This window comes from Rhizobium sp. RHZ01 (assembly GCF_014851595.1).
Lineage (GTDB): Bacteria > Pseudomonadota > Alphaproteobacteria > Rhizobiales > Rhizobiaceae > Rhizobium > Rhizobium altiplani.
Window position 1 is genome coordinate 100984 of sequence record NZ_JACUZZ010000004.1, and the last position, 17088, is coordinate 118071.

At 60.2% G+C, this 17088-nt stretch carries 18 protein-coding genes; 11 read left to right on the forward strand and 7 right to left on the reverse strand.

The window, feature by feature from the left end; translation table 11 throughout:
• Positions 1–212 precede the first annotated feature (212 nt).
• A complete protein-coding gene (gene gltS / locus IB248_RS06620; protein WP_192240570.1) occupies positions 213–1418 on the forward strand; it encodes a sodium/glutamate symporter in 1206 nt (401 codons plus the stop codon).
• Positions 1419–1480: 62 nt separating this feature from the next.
• On the opposite strand, the gene IB248_RS31610 is transcribed toward gltS, so the two are convergent.
• A complete protein-coding gene (locus IB248_RS31610) occupies positions 1481–1786 on the reverse strand; it encodes a hypothetical protein (RefSeq protein WP_246733581.1) in 306 nt (101 codons plus the stop codon).
• Between the two features lie 134 nt (positions 1787–1920).
• On the opposite strand from IB248_RS31610, the gene IB248_RS31615 reads away from it, so the two are divergent.
• Positions 1921–2601, forward strand: coding sequence for a hypothetical protein (locus IB248_RS31615; RefSeq protein ID WP_246733582.1), 681 nt, complete (start codon positions 1921–1923; stop codon positions 2599–2601).
• Between the two features lie 410 nt (positions 2602–3011).
• Positions 3012–3365, forward strand: a complete 354-nt coding sequence (locus tag IB248_RS06630; RefSeq protein WP_018116323.1) for a DMT family protein — start codon at positions 3012–3014, stop codon at positions 3363–3365.
• A 33-nt stretch (positions 3366–3398) separates the two neighbouring features.
• On the opposite strand, the gene IB248_RS06635 is transcribed toward IB248_RS06630, so the two are convergent.
• From IB248_RS06635 to IB248_RS06650, 4 genes are all read right to left on the reverse strand, one after another.
• Positions 3399–3722: a metalloregulator ArsR/SmtB family transcription factor gene (locus tag IB248_RS06635; protein ID WP_169680301.1), complete on the reverse strand. Its 324-nt coding sequence runs from the start codon at positions 3720–3722 to the stop codon at positions 3399–3401.
• Position 3723: 1 nt separating this feature from the next.
• Positions 3724–4170 carry an SRPBCC family protein gene (locus tag IB248_RS06640; protein ID WP_018116196.1) on the reverse strand — a complete coding sequence of 149 codons (447 nt, stop codon included), beginning with the start codon at positions 4168–4170 and terminating at the stop codon, positions 3724–3726.
• A gap of 69 nt (positions 4171–4239) precedes the next feature.
• Positions 4240–4830, reverse strand: coding sequence for a hypothetical protein (locus tag IB248_RS06645; RefSeq protein WP_018854765.1), 591 nt, complete (start codon positions 4828–4830; stop codon positions 4240–4242).
• 2 nt (positions 4831–4832) lie between these two features.
• Positions 4833–5216 (reverse strand): acyl-CoA thioesterase, encoded by a 384-nt coding sequence (locus IB248_RS06650; RefSeq protein ID WP_018854766.1) that lies wholly within the window; start codon positions 5214–5216, stop codon positions 4833–4835.
• Positions 5217–5536: 320 nt separating this feature from the next.
• Here IB248_RS06650 and IB248_RS06655 point away from each other — a divergent pair, with 320 nt between their 5' ends.
• The 7 genes from IB248_RS06655 to IB248_RS06685 all read left to right on the forward strand — a co-directional run bounded on the left by IB248_RS06655 (position 5537) and on the right by IB248_RS06685 (position 13433).
• Positions 5537–7357: a methyl-accepting chemotaxis protein gene (locus tag IB248_RS06655; RefSeq protein ID WP_018854767.1), complete on the forward strand. Its 1821-nt coding sequence runs from the start codon at positions 5537–5539 to the stop codon at positions 7355–7357.
• Between the two features lie 137 nt (positions 7358–7494).
• Positions 7495–8322, forward strand: a complete 828-nt coding sequence (locus IB248_RS06660; RefSeq protein ID WP_246733583.1) for a hypothetical protein — start codon at positions 7495–7497, stop codon at positions 8320–8322.
• An 87-nt stretch (positions 8323–8409) separates the two neighbouring features.
• Positions 8410–9432: a linear amide C-N hydrolase gene (locus IB248_RS06665; protein WP_246779222.1), complete on the forward strand. Its 1023-nt coding sequence runs from the start codon at positions 8410–8412 to the stop codon at positions 9430–9432.
• Between the two features lie 55 nt (positions 9433–9487).
• A complete protein-coding gene (locus IB248_RS06670; RefSeq protein WP_018854769.1) occupies positions 9488–11149 on the forward strand; it encodes an alpha/beta-hydrolase family protein in 1662 nt (553 codons plus the stop codon).
• A gap of 127 nt (positions 11150–11276) precedes the next feature.
• Positions 11277–11435 (forward strand): hypothetical protein, encoded by a 159-nt coding sequence (locus IB248_RS06675; RefSeq protein ID WP_167354909.1) that lies wholly within the window; start codon positions 11277–11279, stop codon positions 11433–11435.
• A 258-nt stretch (positions 11436–11693) separates the two neighbouring features.
• Positions 11694–11909 carry a hypothetical protein gene (locus tag IB248_RS06680; protein WP_018854771.1) on the forward strand — a complete coding sequence of 72 codons (216 nt, stop codon included), beginning with the start codon at positions 11694–11696 and terminating at the stop codon, positions 11907–11909.
• A 114-nt stretch (positions 11910–12023) separates the two neighbouring features.
• Positions 12024–13433, forward strand: a complete 1410-nt coding sequence (locus IB248_RS06685) for an aspartate aminotransferase family protein (protein WP_169680198.1) — start codon at positions 12024–12026, stop codon at positions 13431–13433.
• 81 nt (positions 13434–13514) lie between these two features.
• Here the strand turns inward: IB248_RS06685 and IB248_RS06690 are convergent, their stop codons facing one another.
• On the reverse strand, positions 13515–13934 hold the full coding sequence (locus IB248_RS06690; protein WP_112647841.1) for a DoxX family protein: 420 nt from the start codon (positions 13932–13934) through the stop codon (positions 13515–13517).
• A 117-nt stretch (positions 13935–14051) separates the two neighbouring features.
• Positions 14052–15059, reverse strand: a complete 1008-nt coding sequence (locus IB248_RS06695; RefSeq protein WP_246779219.1) for a diguanylate cyclase — start codon at positions 15057–15059, stop codon at positions 14052–14054.
• 325 nt (positions 15060–15384) lie between these two features.
• On the opposite strand from IB248_RS06695, the gene IB248_RS06700 reads away from it, so the two are divergent.
• Positions 15385–16701, forward strand: a complete 1317-nt coding sequence (locus IB248_RS06700; RefSeq protein WP_192240573.1) for an extensin family protein — start codon at positions 15385–15387, stop codon at positions 16699–16701.
• Positions 16702–17088 lie beyond the last annotated feature (387 nt).

The window sequence follows — 17088 nt, forward strand, 5'->3', positions numbered from 1 at the left end:
TTCCATGCACGCCCTTTTCAAAGGTGAGCATGAAGGTTCAAGGATTCCAAAATGCGGCGTCGCGGCAGAAGTCCCTGAGGTTGGGATGCCGCGGCCGTTTTCCCTGCCAGTATCGCGCGTATTTTTCTGGCTCAATCCCGCGTCGTGTGCCAGATTTCCGGCAGCAAACCGTCGCCGCGGCAGACGTGGCGAATCTTGGGGAAGGGTGGCGCGTGGCGGCAATTCAGGTTCCGGGGCTACTGTCTTTCACGATTGCAATTCTGGTGTTCTTTGCTGGGGCAACTCTGAACCATCTTTTCCCCATTCTGACGCGGTGGAGCATTCCGGAGGCGGTGACAGGCGGGATGCTTGCGGCGGCGGTGACGCTCCTCGCATACACGCTGTTCGACATCGAGATCAGCTTCGCGCTTCAGGCACGCGATCTGCTGCTTCTCTATTTCTTCACAGGTATCGGTCTCAACGCCCGGCTCACCGATCTTGCCGCCGGCGGCAGGCCTTTTCTGATCCTTCTGGTCATAACGGTCGCCTTCCTGATCATCCAGAATCTGACGGCCATTGGAACAAGCGCGGCGCTCGGCCTGCCCAGGGGCATCGACATTCTGCTCGGCTCGATTTCGCTCATTGGCGGACACGGCACAACGATCGCTTGGGCTCCAATCGTTTCGAGCCGCTTCGGGGTCACCAACGCCATGGAAGTCGGCATTGCCAGCGCAACGCTTGGCCTTGTCATCGCCAGCCTTATCGGCGGGCCGATCGCACAGCGACTGATCGCCCGATACCACCTGAGCGGAGCGGCGAACGAAGAGTTGACGATCGGGGTGTCGCATAAGTCGGCGCGTGAACATGACGATGAGGTCAGCGCGGTCAGCCTGTTGAGGACATTGTTCGTCACCAACATCGCGATCCTGACAGGATATGCCTTGGAGGAGGTGATCGAGGAGACCGGCTTCAAGCTCCCGCTTTTCGTCGTTTGCCTTCTGGTGGCCATCGTGATGACCAATGTCGTCCCGTTGGCGGCTCCACGCCTGCCATGGCCGACGCGGAGCCGTGCGCTGTCGCTGATATCCGATCTTTCGTTGAACGTGTTTCTCTCGATGTCGCTGATGAGCATGCAGCTCTGGGCCTTGAGCGGCCTAGGGCTCTCGCTCATCCTGGTGCTCGGGGCGCAGACGTGCGTGACCGTCATCTACATCCTTTTCGTCGTGTTCCCGGCGATGGGGCGGAACTACGACGCTGCAGTGATTTCCGCCGGCTTTGGCGGTATCGCGCTAGGCGCCACACCGACGGCTATCGCCAATATGACAGCGGTCACCAAGATTCACGGTGCCTCCAGCATGGCGTTCATCATTCTGCCGCTCGTTTCCGCCTTCTTCATCGACCTGATAAACGCGGCAGTCCTTGGCTATCTTGTCCAATAGGGACTGACGACGCAGCGCTGGTCCTCGGCGTCGTCAGGCATTCCGCGGATCGGGGCCTGCTGCTACACGATGACCGACATCAAGAAGGCGACGAATTCGGATTGCTTTGCGCCTGCTGCGTTCTTCTCCAGACGGGGGAATGTCCTCTCGCAGATCGTGTTGCCCTGGTTGCCGCCGAGGAGCGTTACCGTCGTGCTGGTCCAGGAGACCACGAAGCCGACATGGCCGTTTCCCGTTGCCCAGCTCGCGTCGGAGAAGGGGGCGTAGCGGCGAACCGCGATCGCGCCTGGTTGCGGGGCTTGAAGGACATGAAACTGCTTCTTCTTGTTCCAGAAGAAGGAGCGGGCGCTTGGATGGTCGGCGCCCATGTGCCCACTCGTGACAAGGCAGTAGTTGACGAAGGCGGCGCACCAATCGACTTCGTCGCAACCATCAACCTCGAACCATGGGCGCAGACCTTGAAATAGTTCAGGATGCGCGGATTCTCTCCGGGATCAGGCCATTGGCTGCGTTCATGTGCGGGAAGGGCAGCTTCCCGGCGAGCAATGGCCATCCAGTCCTGCGTGGCCGACGCCGCCGACGACGCCACGCCGATGGCCGCGCCTGCGCCGATCAGCGGCGCAGGCGGTCCGTTCGGCCTGATTGTGCCAGGTTTCCAGCCCTCGACGACCTGGATGAATTTCGCGATCTTGCGGAAGTCGTCCATCTTGAGGTCGGCGAGAACCGCCGTCAGCGCAATGCCGGTCTTGTCACGGATGAACTTGGCGTAGTCTTCGGATTGGTTCTCGTTCGGCGGCGCATAGCGGAAGATTGCCTGCCTGAGGGTGAGCTTGATGTAGGCGGTCGTTCTCAGCAGGGCGATGATCGCCGCCTTCCCGCTCTCCTCGTCGGGAAAGATCGCGAAGCTGCCGTCATCGCCGATGGCGCCGCAATTGATCGAGAAGTCGCCCTTGCGGATATTGCCGGCGTTGCAATTACGCCAGGAGCGCGAGCCGCCTTCGCGGATTTCGTCACGCCCGTTCGTGTCGGTATAAAGGATCGTTTTCGGCGCGATCGCGCGGGCGTGGACGAAGGGTCCATGCGCGCCTGCTGGCGCCGGGGCAGGGCTATCCATGTTGGCAATGTGCTCGGCATAGTCTCGCTGAGCTGGGCTCCGTCCGATGCGGAAGGCAAGGGCTCGTAGGTAACGGTATAGCTGCCATCGGCATTGGCGATCGAACCGACCTTCATTTTCGCCGTCGCGAGCGCCGCAAGCAGGCCAGCCAAACTGGATTTGTTGATATCTGTGATCGTGTCCATGGCGCGTCCCCTCCGGCGGAGGTCTGGTGAGGCCATCCGGACCGGCGATGCGCGGCAGTGCCTTGCGTTGCAGCGTATCGGACTGTCAATCTGCGGATGCCTTCCCTATTAGGCGCACAGCTTTGGAGGAATTGACACCAATCAACATCAATCATGGATTGTGCTTTTGAGGCTGGCTGACGGGCATCGATTTCAGTTACCGGGCGTGCATGAGGCGACAAGATGGGGTAACCCCTTGCGGAGCAGAAAATTGGCGATACATGCTGCCGCCACCTTTAACTCCAGGAATCGACCATGCCTTTTGCCCTTAGCCCAACCGCCATCTGGCCGGTTGTCATGCTTTTCGCCTCAAATATCTTCATGACCTTCGCCTGGTACGGGCATCTCAAGCACAAAGGCGCGGCGCTCTATATCGCCATTGTCGTCAGCTGGGCGATCGCCTTCTTCGAATACTGCCTTGCCGTGCCTGCCAACCGTATCGGTTCGGCCGTCTATACGACGGCACAGCTGAAGACGATGCAGGAGGTGATCACGCTTATCGTCTTTTCCGGCTTCTCCGTCTTCTGGCTCGGCGAGAACCTGACGTGGAACCACGCCATTGGCTTCGCCCTGATCGCGATCGGCGCATCGTTCATCTTCCGCGCCTGAGGTCTGACTGGTGGCTTGCTGCACGCCAGGGGCCTAACGCTCCACGAACGCGCGCAGGCGCTCGAGCGCGTCGTCCCATTGCCGGGAGACGCTGTCGAGATACGCGCGCATCTCGCCGATCCGATCGGGTTGGAAGGCGTAATGGCTTTCCCGCCCGACCTTGGTGGAGCGGACGAGGCCGACCTGTTCCAGCACATGCAGGTGTTTCGTTATCGCCTGGCGGGTAAGCTCGGTGCCGGCGGAGAGGCCGGCGATCGAGCGCTCGCACCCGTCGCTGAGGGTTGTCAGCAGCGACAGGCGCGTCGGGTCTCCCAAGGCGGCAAACAGGGGGGCCGCATTGTCGCGGCGGAATTCAATGTTAGCGATCGAGGTATTCCTTGATGTTTTTCATTTGCTCGGCCCAGCCGCCGTCGTTCATCCGGAAGGCTTCCTCGCGGCGATGCGGCGGGACCTTGTCGAAACCTGACTCCGTCACCGTCAGGCGCGACCCTGACGGCGTCGGCTCCAGGCGGAATTCGACGAGGGTCGGCGGTTCGCCGGAATAGTCGACATCGGGATCGATAGCGTAGGGATGCCAGGTGAAAGAGAAGAGCTCGGGCTTCTCCATGCGTTTGACGGTCGCCTGCCAGCGGATGTGCTCGTAGCCGGGATAGGTTATGTGGCCGGTCGAATTCTCTCCCGGCACGAAGGGTCCGTCCAGCTGGACGCGGAACCATTCGCCGAACTCGCGGTGATCGGTGATGGCCTTCCAGACGCGTTCGACGGGCGCGTTCAGTTCGATGATCTTCTCGATGCGATCAGACATATCAGCAACCTCCTGGTTGCCTTTTTTAATCGCATATCCGCGACCAATTGGCAACCAAAAAGTTGCACATCATAATCCGAGGACATCGTAGATGCGGAAAATGAAGCTGATCTGATAGACGAGATTGAGCCAGACAAAAGCAGTGTGGAAGCGGCGGCTTCCGGTCCAGGCGGCAATACAGCAGAGTACGATGTAGACGACGTTGCGCGCCGGAAACTCCCAGCCGAGCGACTGGATGTGATCGGCTCCCTTGATCGCCGTATCGACGATGTCGACAGCATAGGTGATGGCGAGCGTGCCGAAAAACCACTTGCGGCGGGAGTAGAAATATTCCTCGTAGCCGCCGTACTCATCCAGCGAAGCGGGGAAGAGCAGGGCACACAACATGAAGAACAGCCCGCAGAAACAGATGAGAAACAAATAGACGCCGAAATGGAGCACCGGTACGGCCTGCAGCCGGTACTCCCACCACCAGATGTGGATGATGAAGAGGAACATGGAGGCCGCCCAGCCGAGATGCACGGCATAGGGCTTCGCCTTTCCGGGGTGTTGGATAATGCCGGCGATCCCGGTCAGCAGCCGCGCAAGGCTAAGCGAGATCACCATCCCCATCACGACCTTGATGTGGAGAAAGACCTCCGGCGAGGCGACCGTTTCCATGCCTACTCCGCGGGAACCGGCGTCGGCTGGCCGCTTTCGTCGAGGGCGACCATGATGAAGGTCGCGGCCGTCACCTTTTCCATGTTGTTGTATCGTGCGCGGGTCGCCCAGGCCTCGACCGACAGTGTGATCGACGTGCGGCCGACGCGTTCGATTGTCGTGAAGACTGACAGCGTATCGCCGATCTTCACCGGTAGGGCGAAGGCCATTTCCTTGACGGCAGCGGTGACGACGCGGCCCTTGGCGCGTTCGGATGCGGTGATGCCCGAGGCAAGGTCCATCTGTGCCATGACCCAGCCACCAAAAATGTCGCCGGCTGGATTGGCGTCGGCCGGCATGGCCACTGTGCGAAGGGTCAGCGCGCCATTCGGCTTGGCGTCGGTCATGAAAGGCTCCTGTTCAGTGATACGGGGACAACGATTCCGAGGGACCCTAGCGCAGATGCCTTTAAAGCGAAACGCGGCCTGGTCCGGTGGCGATGCGTACAACGCCGCAGACTGCTACCATAGTTCTATAAGATCTTACCTAGCGTGTTTGTATGGGCGGAAGCTTGTTGAAATAAATCAATGCTTTGTCGCGAGAAGTGAGTCCCTGGCGAAATCTCTCGCCTTACGGCAGTTCAATAAAATCCAATTCAAATTCACCATCCGGTAAGACCCGCATAGCAGTATTCGACCATTATTAAATTCTGAACTGCCGGGGCTCAATGCGTAACGTCAAGATTTCTACCCGCCTTTATTCTCTTGTGGCACTGGCACTGGCTATTCTGGTGCTCGCGATCACCTTCTTCCTCAACTATTCGCACGCGAAGCTGGAGAGCGAGCGCAAGCACGGTCTTGCGCAAATGGATGCCACGGCCATCGCCATCTTCCAGAAATACTACAAGCTGGAACAATCCGGCGCGATGACGCGGGAGCAGGCGCAGGGTGCAGCGAAGGAAGTGATTTCGGCCATGCGCTACGGCGACAACGGCTACTTCTGGATCAACGACATGCATCCGACGATGATCATGCATCCGATCAAGCCGGAGCTGAACGGAACGGACCTGTCGCAGAACAAGGATCCGACTGGCAAGTTCATCTTCGTCGAGTTCGCCAACACCGTGAAGAGGAGCGGTGAGGGCTTCGTCGACTACTACTGGCCGAAGCCGGGTGCAGCGGATCCTGTGCTGAAATATTCTCACGTGGTCGGTTTCGAGCCCTGGGGCTGGGTGGTCGGTACCGGCGTCTATGCTGACGATCTTGCGGCGCTCTATCGCCAGAATGCGATCTGGGCCGCAGGCGCCTGCCTCGTCGGCGCGATCGTGATTATCGCCGTGGCCTTCGGGATTGTGCGCAGCGTCACGGCGCCGATCGCCCGGCTGAAGGGTGCGATGAACGCCATTGCCGATGAAGCCGGCGCCGTCGATATTGTCGACCACGATAGGCGCGACGAGATCGGCGCCATGGCGAAGTCTCTCCTTGTGCTGCGGGATTCCGTCCGCGAGCGGGCCCTGATGCGGGATCGCGAGAGCCAGCACCAGTTGCAGATCGAGGAGGAGCGTCGCGGCAACGAGGCCAACTGGCGCTCGGCAGCGGATCGCCAGACCTTCGCGATCCAGTCGCTCGGCGCGGGACTTGAGAAACTGGCTGCGGGCGACCTGACCGTGTCGATCGGCGATCTCGGCCAGGATTATGCCAAGCTGCGCTCCGACTTCAATTCCGCTGTGGACGCACTGAACGGCGTGATCCGGGCGATCGCGGAGTCGACCAGCGTCGTCAACGACAGCGCCGGCGACATCAGCGAGGCGACCAACAATCTGTCGAAGCGTACCGAGCAGCAGGCGGCTGCGCTGGAAGAAACGGCGGCAGCTCTCGACGAGATCACTGCGACGGTGCGGACCGCTTCCGAACGTGCAGCAGAAGCCCGCGAGATGGTGGCGGAAACCAAGACCAGCGCCGGCAAGTCTGGCGATATCGTCCGCAACGCAGTCACCGCGATGAACCGGATCGAGGATTCGTCGAACCGCATCGGCCAGATTATCGGCGTCATCGATGAGATTGCCTTCCAGACAAACCTCCTCGCACTCAATGCCGGAGTGGAGGCAGCGCGCGCGGGCGAGGCGGGACGCGGGTTCGCCGTGGTCGCACAGGAAGTGCGCGAATTGGCACAGCGCTCCGCCAATGCAGCGAAGGAGATCAAAGTGCTGATCAGCACCTCGGCAAGCGAGGTAAACAACGGCGTGACGCTCGTGCGTTCGACTGGGGATGCGTTGCTCGAAATCGAGGAACTGGTCAACCGCGTGAACAATCACGTCATTTCAATCGCGACTGCGGCCCGCGAACAGGCCACGGGGCTCAACGAGATCAACACTTCGGTCAATCACATGGACCAGATGACGCAGCAGAATGCCGCGATGGTCGAGGAAACCACGGCTGCAAGCCAGACGCTGGCCGACGAAAGCCGGCAGTTGAGCACGTTGCTTGCCAATTTCAGACTACGGGCTGCCGGCGGAACCAGCGCCGGACGCATGTCGTACGCGGCCTGAACGGTAAATCCCTAAGGAGGAAGAGGGCTCCCGGACGGTGTTCGGGAGCCCTCTTGTCTGCGTCTACTCCCTCGTGCGTCCCTTGAATTTGCGCTTTCAGATAGTAAAGTGCATGGCGTCCCCAACGGAGGCTAAGAATGCTTCGATTCTCGCCTTGCCTGCCGAGGAGCCTTTTTAGTCTCGTTTTCTGCCTATCGTCGATTGTGTTTTCGGCAGCCAGGGCTGCCGATTTTGATGCCGAACGCATGGAGCCGGAACCCAAATGGGCAGTGATTGTCAGCCCTTATGTGTGGGCAGCCTCCCTGAAAGGCAACGCGTCGCTTGCCGGCTTCGATACCGACGTGGACGTGCCGTTCTCTGAAATCTTCGACCATCTCGATCTCGCGCTGATGGGCAACGTCGAAGTCACGAACGGCAAATGGGGTGTCTACTTCGACGGGCAGCATGTTCAGACAAGCCAGGATGAGCGGGTCTTCGCGCATGAGATCGGGATCGACATAAAAACCACGACACTTGCTGCGGGGGCGTTTTTCAAAGCGTATGAAGTAGAACTTGGCGGGCAGACCGTCTTTGGAAAGCCGCGCACAATATCCTTCGAGCCGACAGTCGGCGTTCGCTGGACAGAACTGAAGGCAGACGTTTCTGCCTTTGGCGTCAGTTCGACGAAGAGTTCTGACTGGGCCGATCCATTCATCGGCCTTCGAATGAACGCCGACCTCACCGACCGTTGGAACCTGTTTGCCGAGGCTGACGTCGGCGGTTTCGATGTCGGCTCAAAGGTCAGCGTCAATGCGCAGGCGTATCTCGGGTACCGGATCGAGATGTTCGGCAAGCCGACGATCCTGCGTGCAGGCTATCGTCTGTTGTATCAGGACTATGAGAACGACGATTTCACCGGCGCGAACAAGTTTCGCTGGGATGTCAGCCAACATGGGCCGGTCGTCGGCTTCTCGATGCGCTTCTAGTTCAGTTCAAAACAACGAATGGAGTAGCGGATGATCTTCGGCAATAACCCTCTGGCTCGTTCGCTTGTTGCGTTCGCCTTCGGATCGATGATGGTCTTCGGGCAATCGGCGGCTCAGGCTTGCACGCGATTGGTCTATCTCGGCCCTGACGGCAATATCATCACCGCGCGGTCGATGGATTGGAAGAGCGACGTTGCCACGAACCTGTGGGTGCTGCCGCGCGGCATTGAACGCAATGGTGAGGCGGGGCCAAACTCGATCAAGTGGACCGCGAAATACGGCAGCGTCGTTGCGACGGGATACGACGTATCGACGACCGATGGGCTCAACGAGGCGGGCCTTAATGTCAATCTGCTCTGGCTCGTCGAATCCGAGTATCCGAAGTTTGACAAGGACAGCAAGCCCGGCCTGACGATCGCCGCGTGGGGGCAGTATGTGCTCGATAACTTTGCGACCGTCGACGAGGCTGTAGCGGCGTTGGAAAAGGAACCCTTCACGATTGTCAGCGACAACGTGCCAGGTGAGAACCGGCTCACGACGCTTCATCTATCCATGTCCGACAAGACCGGCGACAGCGCGATCGTCGAATATCTCAAGGGCAAGCAGGTCATTCACCACGACCGCAAATACCAGGTGATGACGAATTCGCCGACCTTCGATGAGCAACTGGCGCTGAACACCTATTGGAAGCAGATCGGCGGGACAGTCATGCTGCCGGGCACAAATCGGGCGTCCGACCGTTTCGCGCGCGCCTCGTTCTATGTGAATGCCATTCCCAAGGATGAGGACCCCAACAGGGCATTGGCGAGTGTCTTCAGCGTCGTTCGAAACACCTCGGTCCCTTATGGCCTGAACACGCCCGAAGAGCCGAACATTTCGTCGACGCGCTGGCGGACCGTCGTCGACCACAAGCGCATGCTGTATTTCTTCGAGTCGGCCCTGACACCCAATACGTTCTGGGTCGATCTCAAGGCAATCGACTTCTCCAAGGGGAGCGGTAAAGTGAAGAAACTCGACCTGGGCGAGAACCAGGACCACACCTATTCCGGGGACGTGACAAAGGAGTTCAAGGACTCTCAGCCGTTCAAGTTCCTCGGACTTCAGATGTAGGCAGGCTGGGCGGTCGTGCTGCCTTTACCGGCGCAAGACGCATGAGAGGGAACGCATGAAACGTTTGCTGTTGCGCCTGTTCGTATCGCTTTCGACGCCTGGGTTGGCGCTTGGCTTCATCTTCTTCGCCGCGTCGCTGACGCCGAGCCTGATGCCACGCTCCTATTTGATTCAAGGCGTGTTGTCCGGCATTGCCGCGGCCGTGGGATATTTCTTCGGGGTGGCCTTCAGCTGGCTCTGGAAGTACCTGGAACTGCGGGTCCCCGGTGTTGGCAGGCTGCGCGGCAACCTGATCGTTTGCGTACTCGGCGTCGTGCTGGCCGTAATCTTCCTTCGGCGAGTTGTCGACTGGCAGAATTCCATTCGCGACTTGTGGCACATGGAGCGCGTCGATACCGCTGAACCCTTCAGCGTCGCGTTCGTCGCAATCGTCACCTTCTTCGTTGCTGTTCTGATCGGCCGGCTGTTTCGGTTCACCTGTCTGTTCCTGTCGGGATGGCTATCACGATACGTTCCGCGCCGCGTCTCGCAGGTCATCGCAGGTGTTCTTGCGATCGCACTCTTCTGGTCGGTCGTGGATGGCGTATTGCTGCGGGCGGGATTGCATCTCGCTGATAGTTCGTTCCGCAGCGTCGACGCGCTTGTGGAAACGGGCGTGCCGATGCCAGATGACCCGGCAAAGACCGGGAGCACTGCCTCGCTTGTCACATGGGAGGGACTTGGGCGTCGCGGACGCCAGTTTATCGCTTCGGGACCGACAGCGGCCGAGATCAGCGATTTCTGGAAGGCGCCTGCGCGCGAGCCGATACGAACCTATGTGGGCCTGAACAACGCTGAAACGATCGAGGGGCGCGCAAAGCTCGCACTCGAGGAGATGAAGCGGCAGGGCGCGTTCGAACGCTCGCTTCTCGTCATCATCGTTCCGACCGGCACCGGCTGGATCGACCCGCAGGCGATGGACCCGCTCGAATATCTGCATCACGGTGACGTGGCGAGCGTCGCTCTTCAATATTCCTATCTGGCGAGTTGGCTATCGCTGCTGGTTGAGCCGGAATATGGCTCGGCCTCAGGCAAGGCGTTGTTTCGGGAAGTCTATGGCTACTGGACGACCTTGCCACGAGACAAGAGACCGAAGCTCTACCTGCATGGCCTCAGCCTTGGCGCGCTGAATTCGCAGGTATCTGCCGATATATTCGACATTGTCGCGGATCCGTTTCAGGGGGCTTTGTGGAGCGGGCCCCCTTTTGAAAGCAGGATGTGGCGAGACGTGACGGCGGCGCGCAATCCCCAATCGCCCGCGTGGCTGCCGCAGTTCCGCGACGGATCCCTCATCCGATTTACCAACCAGACGAACCACCTGGATATTCCCGGGGCGACCTGGGGACCCATTCGCATCGTCTACCTGCAATATGCCAGCGACCCAATAACCTTCTTCGATGCCTATTCCTTCTATCGGGAGCCGGCATGGATGAGGCGTCCGCGCGGCCCGGATGTTTCGCCGAGCCTGCGTTGGTTTCCCGCGCTGACGATGCTGCAATTGCTGGTCGACGTGGCAATCGCCACGAGCTCTCCCATGGGGTACGGTCACGTCTATGCGCCCCAGCACTATATCGATGGCTGGGTCGCTGTGACCGACCCGAAGATTGATGCTGAGAAGCTCGATGCGTTGAAGCGGTTGTTCCAAGAGCGGTCCGCGCAGGCCAGTGCTGCCGATTAGTTATCCACAACACGCCGGTCAAGAACGGAAAGGCTGTGCGTTAACCACGTTCATTATGCTTTCATTTAGGCTCTCGTATCAGTTTGCGCCGCAGTGGCTGGGAAACCACAGCATTGAGGCTCGAAACATGACCTATAGCGGCTTGATTGTGACTGCCATCGTGGCCGGTCTGATCACAATTCTGGCAGTCGGTAGCCGTCCGGCGACCGAAGCCGCGTCCAACTGGCCGCAGATGGACGTGATGAAAACGGATCGTATCGTTACGGGGAGCGTCCCTGCGCAATAAAACGGGGACCTTGGATTTGCTCTGTGCCGACGGCCGCGAGCGCCTCTGAAGGGCGTCGCAACTTGTATTCAGGGCCTACCTGCCGCGAGGCGACATCGCTGCGAGAGCTCCGGCAGGATCAGGAACCGTTTTTGTCCTGGTCGTTTCTGGGCTTCCGGCCACCAGCACAAAAAATCGTTCACCCTAATTGCTAATCCAAAGCAAGAGGACGTTAAGAGTCAGTGGGTTAAGTGGGTGGGGTTATCGAGGCAATCTACCATGTACAGTTCCGACCTACGCTACGACGTCATTTGCGACCCGCTCGATCTCTGGATGGTGTGGGACAACGACACCGAGGAGCCCGCATCCTTCGGCGGGCAGATATTGCACGGCTTGACGGAAGGCTATGCCGTCGAAGTCGCCAAGATCATGAACGAGCTCTACGGCAGCGAGAAACACGAGGCGCCCGTGGCACTTCGCAGTGCAGGCGCCTGATTATCTGAAAGCGTTCCGTCGGTGGGTTGAGCCGTTTAGCTGGCTCCGGCACTGAGTTCAGGCTATTCTCCGCCATCGCAGGCTCAACTGCCTGATGTTGGGGGGGGCGGACGCATGGGCACGAAGGAATTGTTCTCAATCGCTGCCGACCACGCCGCGCGCTTTCGCGACACGATCGATAGTCGGCCTCATCATCCGTTGCGGGATTACGCCGGCTCGCTGGAGGCTTTCGCCGCTCCGCTGCCGGAACAGCCATCGCCACTTGTCGACGTACTTGACGAGCTAGTAACAACGGCCGAGCCCGGACTGCATTTGATGACCGGCCCTCGCTTCTTCGGCTGGGTCATCGGTGGCTCTCACCCAATGGGGGTAGCGGCTGACTTCCTTACCAGTGCGTGGGGACAGAATGCCGGCAACCATACGGTATCGCCTTCGGCCGCGGCTGTTGAAACAGTGGGCGGGCGCTGGCTGCTTCAGCTGCTCGGACTCCCCTTAGAGGCCTCAGTTGGTTTCGTTACCGGCGCAACCGTCGCGAATTTCACGTGCCTGGCGGCGGCCCGAGGCGAGGTGCTGTTGCGCGCCGGCTGGGATGCCGACGCCAACGGGCTGTTCGGAGCGCCGCCCATTTCAGTGCTGATCGGCGATGATGCGCATACGACGGTATTTTCTGCCTTGCAGTTTCTCGGTCTCGGCCACGACCGCGTGATACGGGTCCCGACCGATGATCAGGGGCGTATCGTGCCGGCAGGGTTCGAACAGGCCGTTGCTGATGTCTCTGGCCCGCGCATAGCGATCCTCCAGGCCGGGCAGATCAATACGGGTGCCTGCGATGATTTCGGCAGGTTGATCCCGATCGCCAAATCGAAAGGCGCATGGGTGCATGTCGACGGGGCGTTCGGCCTCTGGGCGCAGGTATCGGCACGGCGCCGTCATCTCACTTCAGGCGTGGAGCAGGCGGACAGCTGGGCGACGGACGGGCACAAGTGGCTGCAGACGCCATACGATTGCGGCTATGCAATCGTTCGCGACGAAGTCGCGCATCGGCGGGCCATGACCATATCGGCGAGCTATCTGCCGCTTGCCAGCGAAGGCGAGCGCGATCCCTCGCACTATGTGCCGGAGCTGTCGCGGCGCGCGCGTGGCTTTGCCACGTGGGCGATGATCAGGCATCTCGGACGCCAGGGCATCGAGGCCTTGGTTGATGGCGCCAGTGACGTCGCGGCATCCATAGCGCAGGCGCTTGCCAAAGAGCCGGGAATTGCGATCGCCAACGATGTGCTGCTCAACCAAGTGATAGTGCGCTTCGGAGCGGACTGGCCGGCCGAGCAGGCCGACGAGCTGACCAAGCGAACGATCGGTGCCTTGCAGCGGGAAGGCGCCCTGTTTGCCGGTGGCGCGATATGGCGCGGCAGGCAGGTCTTGCGGCTGTCAGTCACGAACTACCAGACGAACACTGCCCAGGCGGTGGAGGCGGTCGAGGCGATCGTGAGAGCCTATCGGGGAGAGCGGTGCGATGCTGCGTGACCGCATGGTGACTTCGCGCAATAATCTTCGCGACGGATCGGCGACGAGGGTAGGTGTTCATATTTTTTAGTTCGACCGGCGCTACTGCCCGCGGCTCCTCAGCCAGTGATCGATCGAGAGAGCGCCGGCTCCCGCCGCGGCGAGCACGAACATCCCACCAGCAATGGCCAGGTCCTTCTCGAAATGAAGGAGTTCGTTCTGGTCGCTGAAGTTCGTGTGGTAGAGCGTGGCGGTTGCGACGCAAAACAGGCCCAGGGCGGCTGCGCCGAAGCGGGTCAAGAGCCCGCCCGCAATAGATAGGCCGGCGCCGATCTGGAGTGCGATCGTTGCCACAAGCAGGGGAACGCTCAAGCCGAATTGCGCGGCCATCTCGACGGCGCCTGAAAAATTCAACGCCAGCGAGACGCCTTCATGCAGGAAGATCCAGGCGAGAAGCAGCCGGCCGATCAATATTGCAATGTCGCGTGCGCCTGGGGCGACCGGGGATCTGCTGTCTGCCATATGTCACTCCTGACGCACGTTGCCGATGACCGCAGTCAGCCTGTAGTATAGTCCAGACGCGTGCATCCGTCGCCAGCGTTTCAGAAGGCACGTTGCTCGGTCAATGCGTGGGAGAGGTTAGGCGGCGTCCATCTTTGGATTGTCGATGCAGGCGGGAGCCTGGTGGACCTGGAAGCGGTTCTTGCCGTCGCTCTTCGCCTTGTAGAGCGCGGCGTCGGCGCAAACGAAGATGTCAGAACGCAGCGATGCGTCGTGGAAGGCAACCCCGACGGATGCGCCGACATCCATTTTGGCGCCGTTCCGTTCGATAGAGCGGTTGAGGCGCCGAACGACTGTCCCGGCGAGCGCGGCGACGCTTTCGACACTGTCGTAGCCGCTGACGAGAACCGCGAACTCATCGCCGCCAATCCGTGCCACGAGGTCTGCCCCCGCGCACGCTGCGAGCAACCGTTCTGCCGTTTCCTTGAGGCAATCGTCGCCCGCCTGGTGGCCGAAGGTGTCGTTAATGCCCTTGAAGCCGTCGAGGTCGATCAGAAGCAGGGCAGCGGCATTGCCGCCAACGGAACGCAGAGGCAGGCGCTGCAGCGCGGTCTGAAACTGCGCGCGGTTCGGCAGGCCGGTCAGGATGTCGAATTCCGCCAGATAGCGAATCTGATCGTACATCATCTTTTCAGCCGTGATGTCGAGTTTCATGCCGAAGATCCGGACGGGGACATCGTCTTCACACTCAACGGTCGCGGTGATGCGAATCCAACGCGTATGGCCCTTGGGCGTGAGGATCTCGGCATCGAGCGTAAATCCGGTCCGCTCCTCGATCGCTCGGCCGCGGAGACGAATAAGCTCGGAAAGCGATTCTCTAGAGTAGCATTTCAGGATCTCGGCGCGTTCGAGATTCGCCTCATGTGGCAGGTCGAAGAGATCGTAGACCATCTTGGTCCAGACAAGCTGATTGTCGGGTAGGCTGCATTCCCATACGCCAATCCGTGCGGCCTCGGACGAGCGATCGAATATCTTCCGGCTGTGCGCGAGGGCGACCGCCTGCTGTTCGAGCTGCCGCTCCTTGTCCGCGAGTTGGCGTTCCAGCGCCGCCACGGCAGCCTCGCTGCTACCTCGGGATGACGCCATCGGGTCTGCGATTTTGACGAAAGCAGCGAAGAAACTCATACCCGGTCCGACGTTGGATGGCTCAATCTTACAATCGTTGGAATGACTTAAGATTTCGTTTTTGTACAGCATGCGGCAACGTGTGTTGTCGAGGGCTGCTATGTCCAAATTGTGACAGCTGCGTGTCGGGCCAGCGTCTTGTCCTTGGCCTGGATAGGTGCTGTCCGGGCTCGGTTTCGGGAGTTGGGGGCGGCAGTCGCGATCGGGGTAAGCTTTCGTTCACCGTTCATCGTTAAATTTCGGCTCAAGTTTTAGATCCCTGCCGTTCCTCGGAAGCGATGAGAGTATGGCGTTTGTTCCCATTCTTCGGCAATACGTATTGCCCGTGCTGCTATCGACAGCCCTGGTGACGTGTTCCACCGATGGCCTTATTCCGCCCGGCGAGGTGGACAATGGAACACGGGTGGGATCGATCTCTCCGGCAAGCCGCCGTGCACCTGTGCCGCAAATGCAGACAGCGCCGAGCGAGCAGGCCTATCCGGCCGCAAACGCGCCTGTCAGCGATGCCGCAGGATCGGTGGATTATCTCAACACCCCCAATCTTGCTGGAACAGGTGAGAGCCGCAGTGGCAGTCAGACGCTACGGGCATCCGCGCAGCCCGGGCGACTGCCAATGATCGACAGCGACGAGGCGATGGCGGGCGCGCAGGGCGCTGCCGGCTCACTTCGAAACCAGCCTTCGACCTGGGGCGGAACGCAGCCACTTTCCGTGCCTACCGGTGGCGTCAATATGGATGCTGAACTGGGGGCGGAGCCTGTCGTCGGTCTGGCAGAGGAGCAACAGCAGCAGATCGCCGAGGGCCAGTCCGACCAGCCCGTTGTCGATGGCATCGGCACCGAAAATCCGACCCAGCTTAACAGCGCGCGGATCCCTGCGCCCGCGGCGCAGGCGCAGATGGGTAACGCACCTGTCTGGAATGACGGAAGGCGGGTGGTTGCGCCGGCGCGCGTGCCCGAAGAGAACGAGGTCGCCATGTTGCGACCGAGCAACCCGACCGCGCCGATGATGAGCGAACCGGTCGCGCCCGCTGATCCGAGCGTAATGCCAGCCTCGGAGCTTGCCTGTCGCCGTGAGTTGAAGCGGATGGGTGTCGTCTATACCGAGAAGCCGCCGATCTCAAACGGGCCGGCCTGCCAGGTGCCGTACCCGATCTCATTGCAGGGCCTGTCAGGCAATATCGGCGTCCGGCCGGCGGTGACGCTGAATTGCCAGGTGACGCTCGCCTTCGCCAAATGGGTCAAGAACGAGCTCGCGCCTTCCGCCCGCTTTCGCTACTGGTCCGGTATCAAGACCATCCAGCCCCTCGGCGGATATAGCTGCCGCCGCATGAACAACAGCCGGCAGCGCTACAATCCGATGTCTGAGCACGCTCACGGCAACGCAATCGATGTCGGCAAGTTTGTCCTGAAGAGCGGTCACGCGATCGACGTGCGCAAGAAAGGGTTGTTCTCTTTCCGGGAGGGCAGGCTGCTGCAGGCCGTGCGCAGCGACAGCTGCAAGTACTTCAACACGGTGCTCGGACCGGGCAGCAATCCAGAGCATTGGAACCATTTTCACTTCGATCTGCGCGCACGCCAGAGCGGTAGGGTCTACTGCGATTGAAAAGGAAAGGCCGGCCCGAGAGCCGGCCCCCAATGCGAACGCGGCGCGGGCGACGGCCGCCCAGCCGGATCCTGTCATCTCATGTCATCATAGGTAATACACTCTACTGTATGTCGAGGAAGCAAAGGAGCGTAACGAGATCGCTCGGACGGCGGCTCCGCAAGGGGTGCGGCGGGACGGAGAGCGCTTGCTTGCCTCGCCGTCTTTATGGATCAGAAATATCACCGTCTGATGACATCTTCTGCTTTGGGGTTCGCTGAAGGCGCGAAGGATCTTTTCTTCCCGCGCGCCTTTTCACGCAAGTGAATACTCTGTTCACCTGTGTTGGGATGTCAAAACTACTCAAAGCGGATATATAGCGCCCCAGCAACTCCCGCCGCAGATGTC

Bases quoted from the DNA above. Each gene is read 5' to 3' on its own strand.
- IB248_RS31610 (WP_246733581.1), bottom strand. From the start codon at position 1,786: ATGGGCGCCGACCATCCAAGCGCCCGCTCCTTCTTCTGGAACAAGAAG.
- IB248_RS06675 (WP_167354909.1), top strand. From the start codon at position 11,277: ATGACCTATAGCGGCTTGATTGTGACTGCCATCGTGGCCGGTCTGATC.
- IB248_RS06670 (WP_018854769.1), top strand. From the start codon at position 9,488: ATGAAACGTTTGCTGTTGCGCCTGTTCGTATCGCTTTCGACGCCTGGG.
- IB248_RS06685 (WP_169680198.1), top strand. From the start codon at position 12,024: ATGGGCACGAAGGAATTGTTCTCAATCGCTGCCGACCACGCCGCGCGC.
- IB248_RS06680 (WP_018854771.1), top strand. From the start codon at position 11,694: ATGTACAGTTCCGACCTACGCTACGACGTCATTTGCGACCCGCTCGAT.
- IB248_RS06630 (WP_018116323.1), top strand. From the start codon at position 3,012: ATGCCTTTTGCCCTTAGCCCAACCGCCATCTGGCCGGTTGTCATGCTT.
- IB248_RS06640 (WP_018116196.1), bottom strand. From the start codon at position 4,170: ATGTCTGATCGCATCGAGAAGATCATCGAACTGAACGCGCCCGTCGAA.
- IB248_RS06650 (WP_018854766.1), bottom strand. From the start codon at position 5,216: ATGACCGACGCCAAGCCGAATGGCGCGCTGACCCTTCGCACAGTGGCC.
- IB248_RS06665 (WP_246779222.1), top strand. From the start codon at position 8,410: ATGATGGTCTTCGGGCAATCGGCGGCTCAGGCTTGCACGCGATTGGTC.
- IB248_RS06655 (WP_018854767.1), top strand. From the start codon at position 5,537: ATGCGTAACGTCAAGATTTCTACCCGCCTTTATTCTCTTGTGGCACTG.
- IB248_RS06695 (WP_246779219.1), bottom strand. From the start codon at position 15,059: ATGGCGTCATCCCGAGGTAGCAGCGAGGCTGCCGTGGCGGCGCTGGAA.
- IB248_RS06645 (WP_018854765.1), bottom strand. From the start codon at position 4,830: ATGGAAACGGTCGCCTCGCCGGAGGTCTTTCTCCACATCAAGGTCGTG.
- IB248_RS06690 (WP_112647841.1), bottom strand. From the start codon at position 13,934: ATGGCAGACAGCAGATCCCCGGTCGCCCCAGGCGCACGCGACATTGCA.
- IB248_RS06700 (WP_192240573.1), top strand. From the start codon at position 15,385: ATGGCGTTTGTTCCCATTCTTCGGCAATACGTATTGCCCGTGCTGCTA.
- IB248_RS06660 (WP_246733583.1), top strand. From the start codon at position 7,495: ATGCTTCGATTCTCGCCTTGCCTGCCGAGGAGCCTTTTTAGTCTCGTT.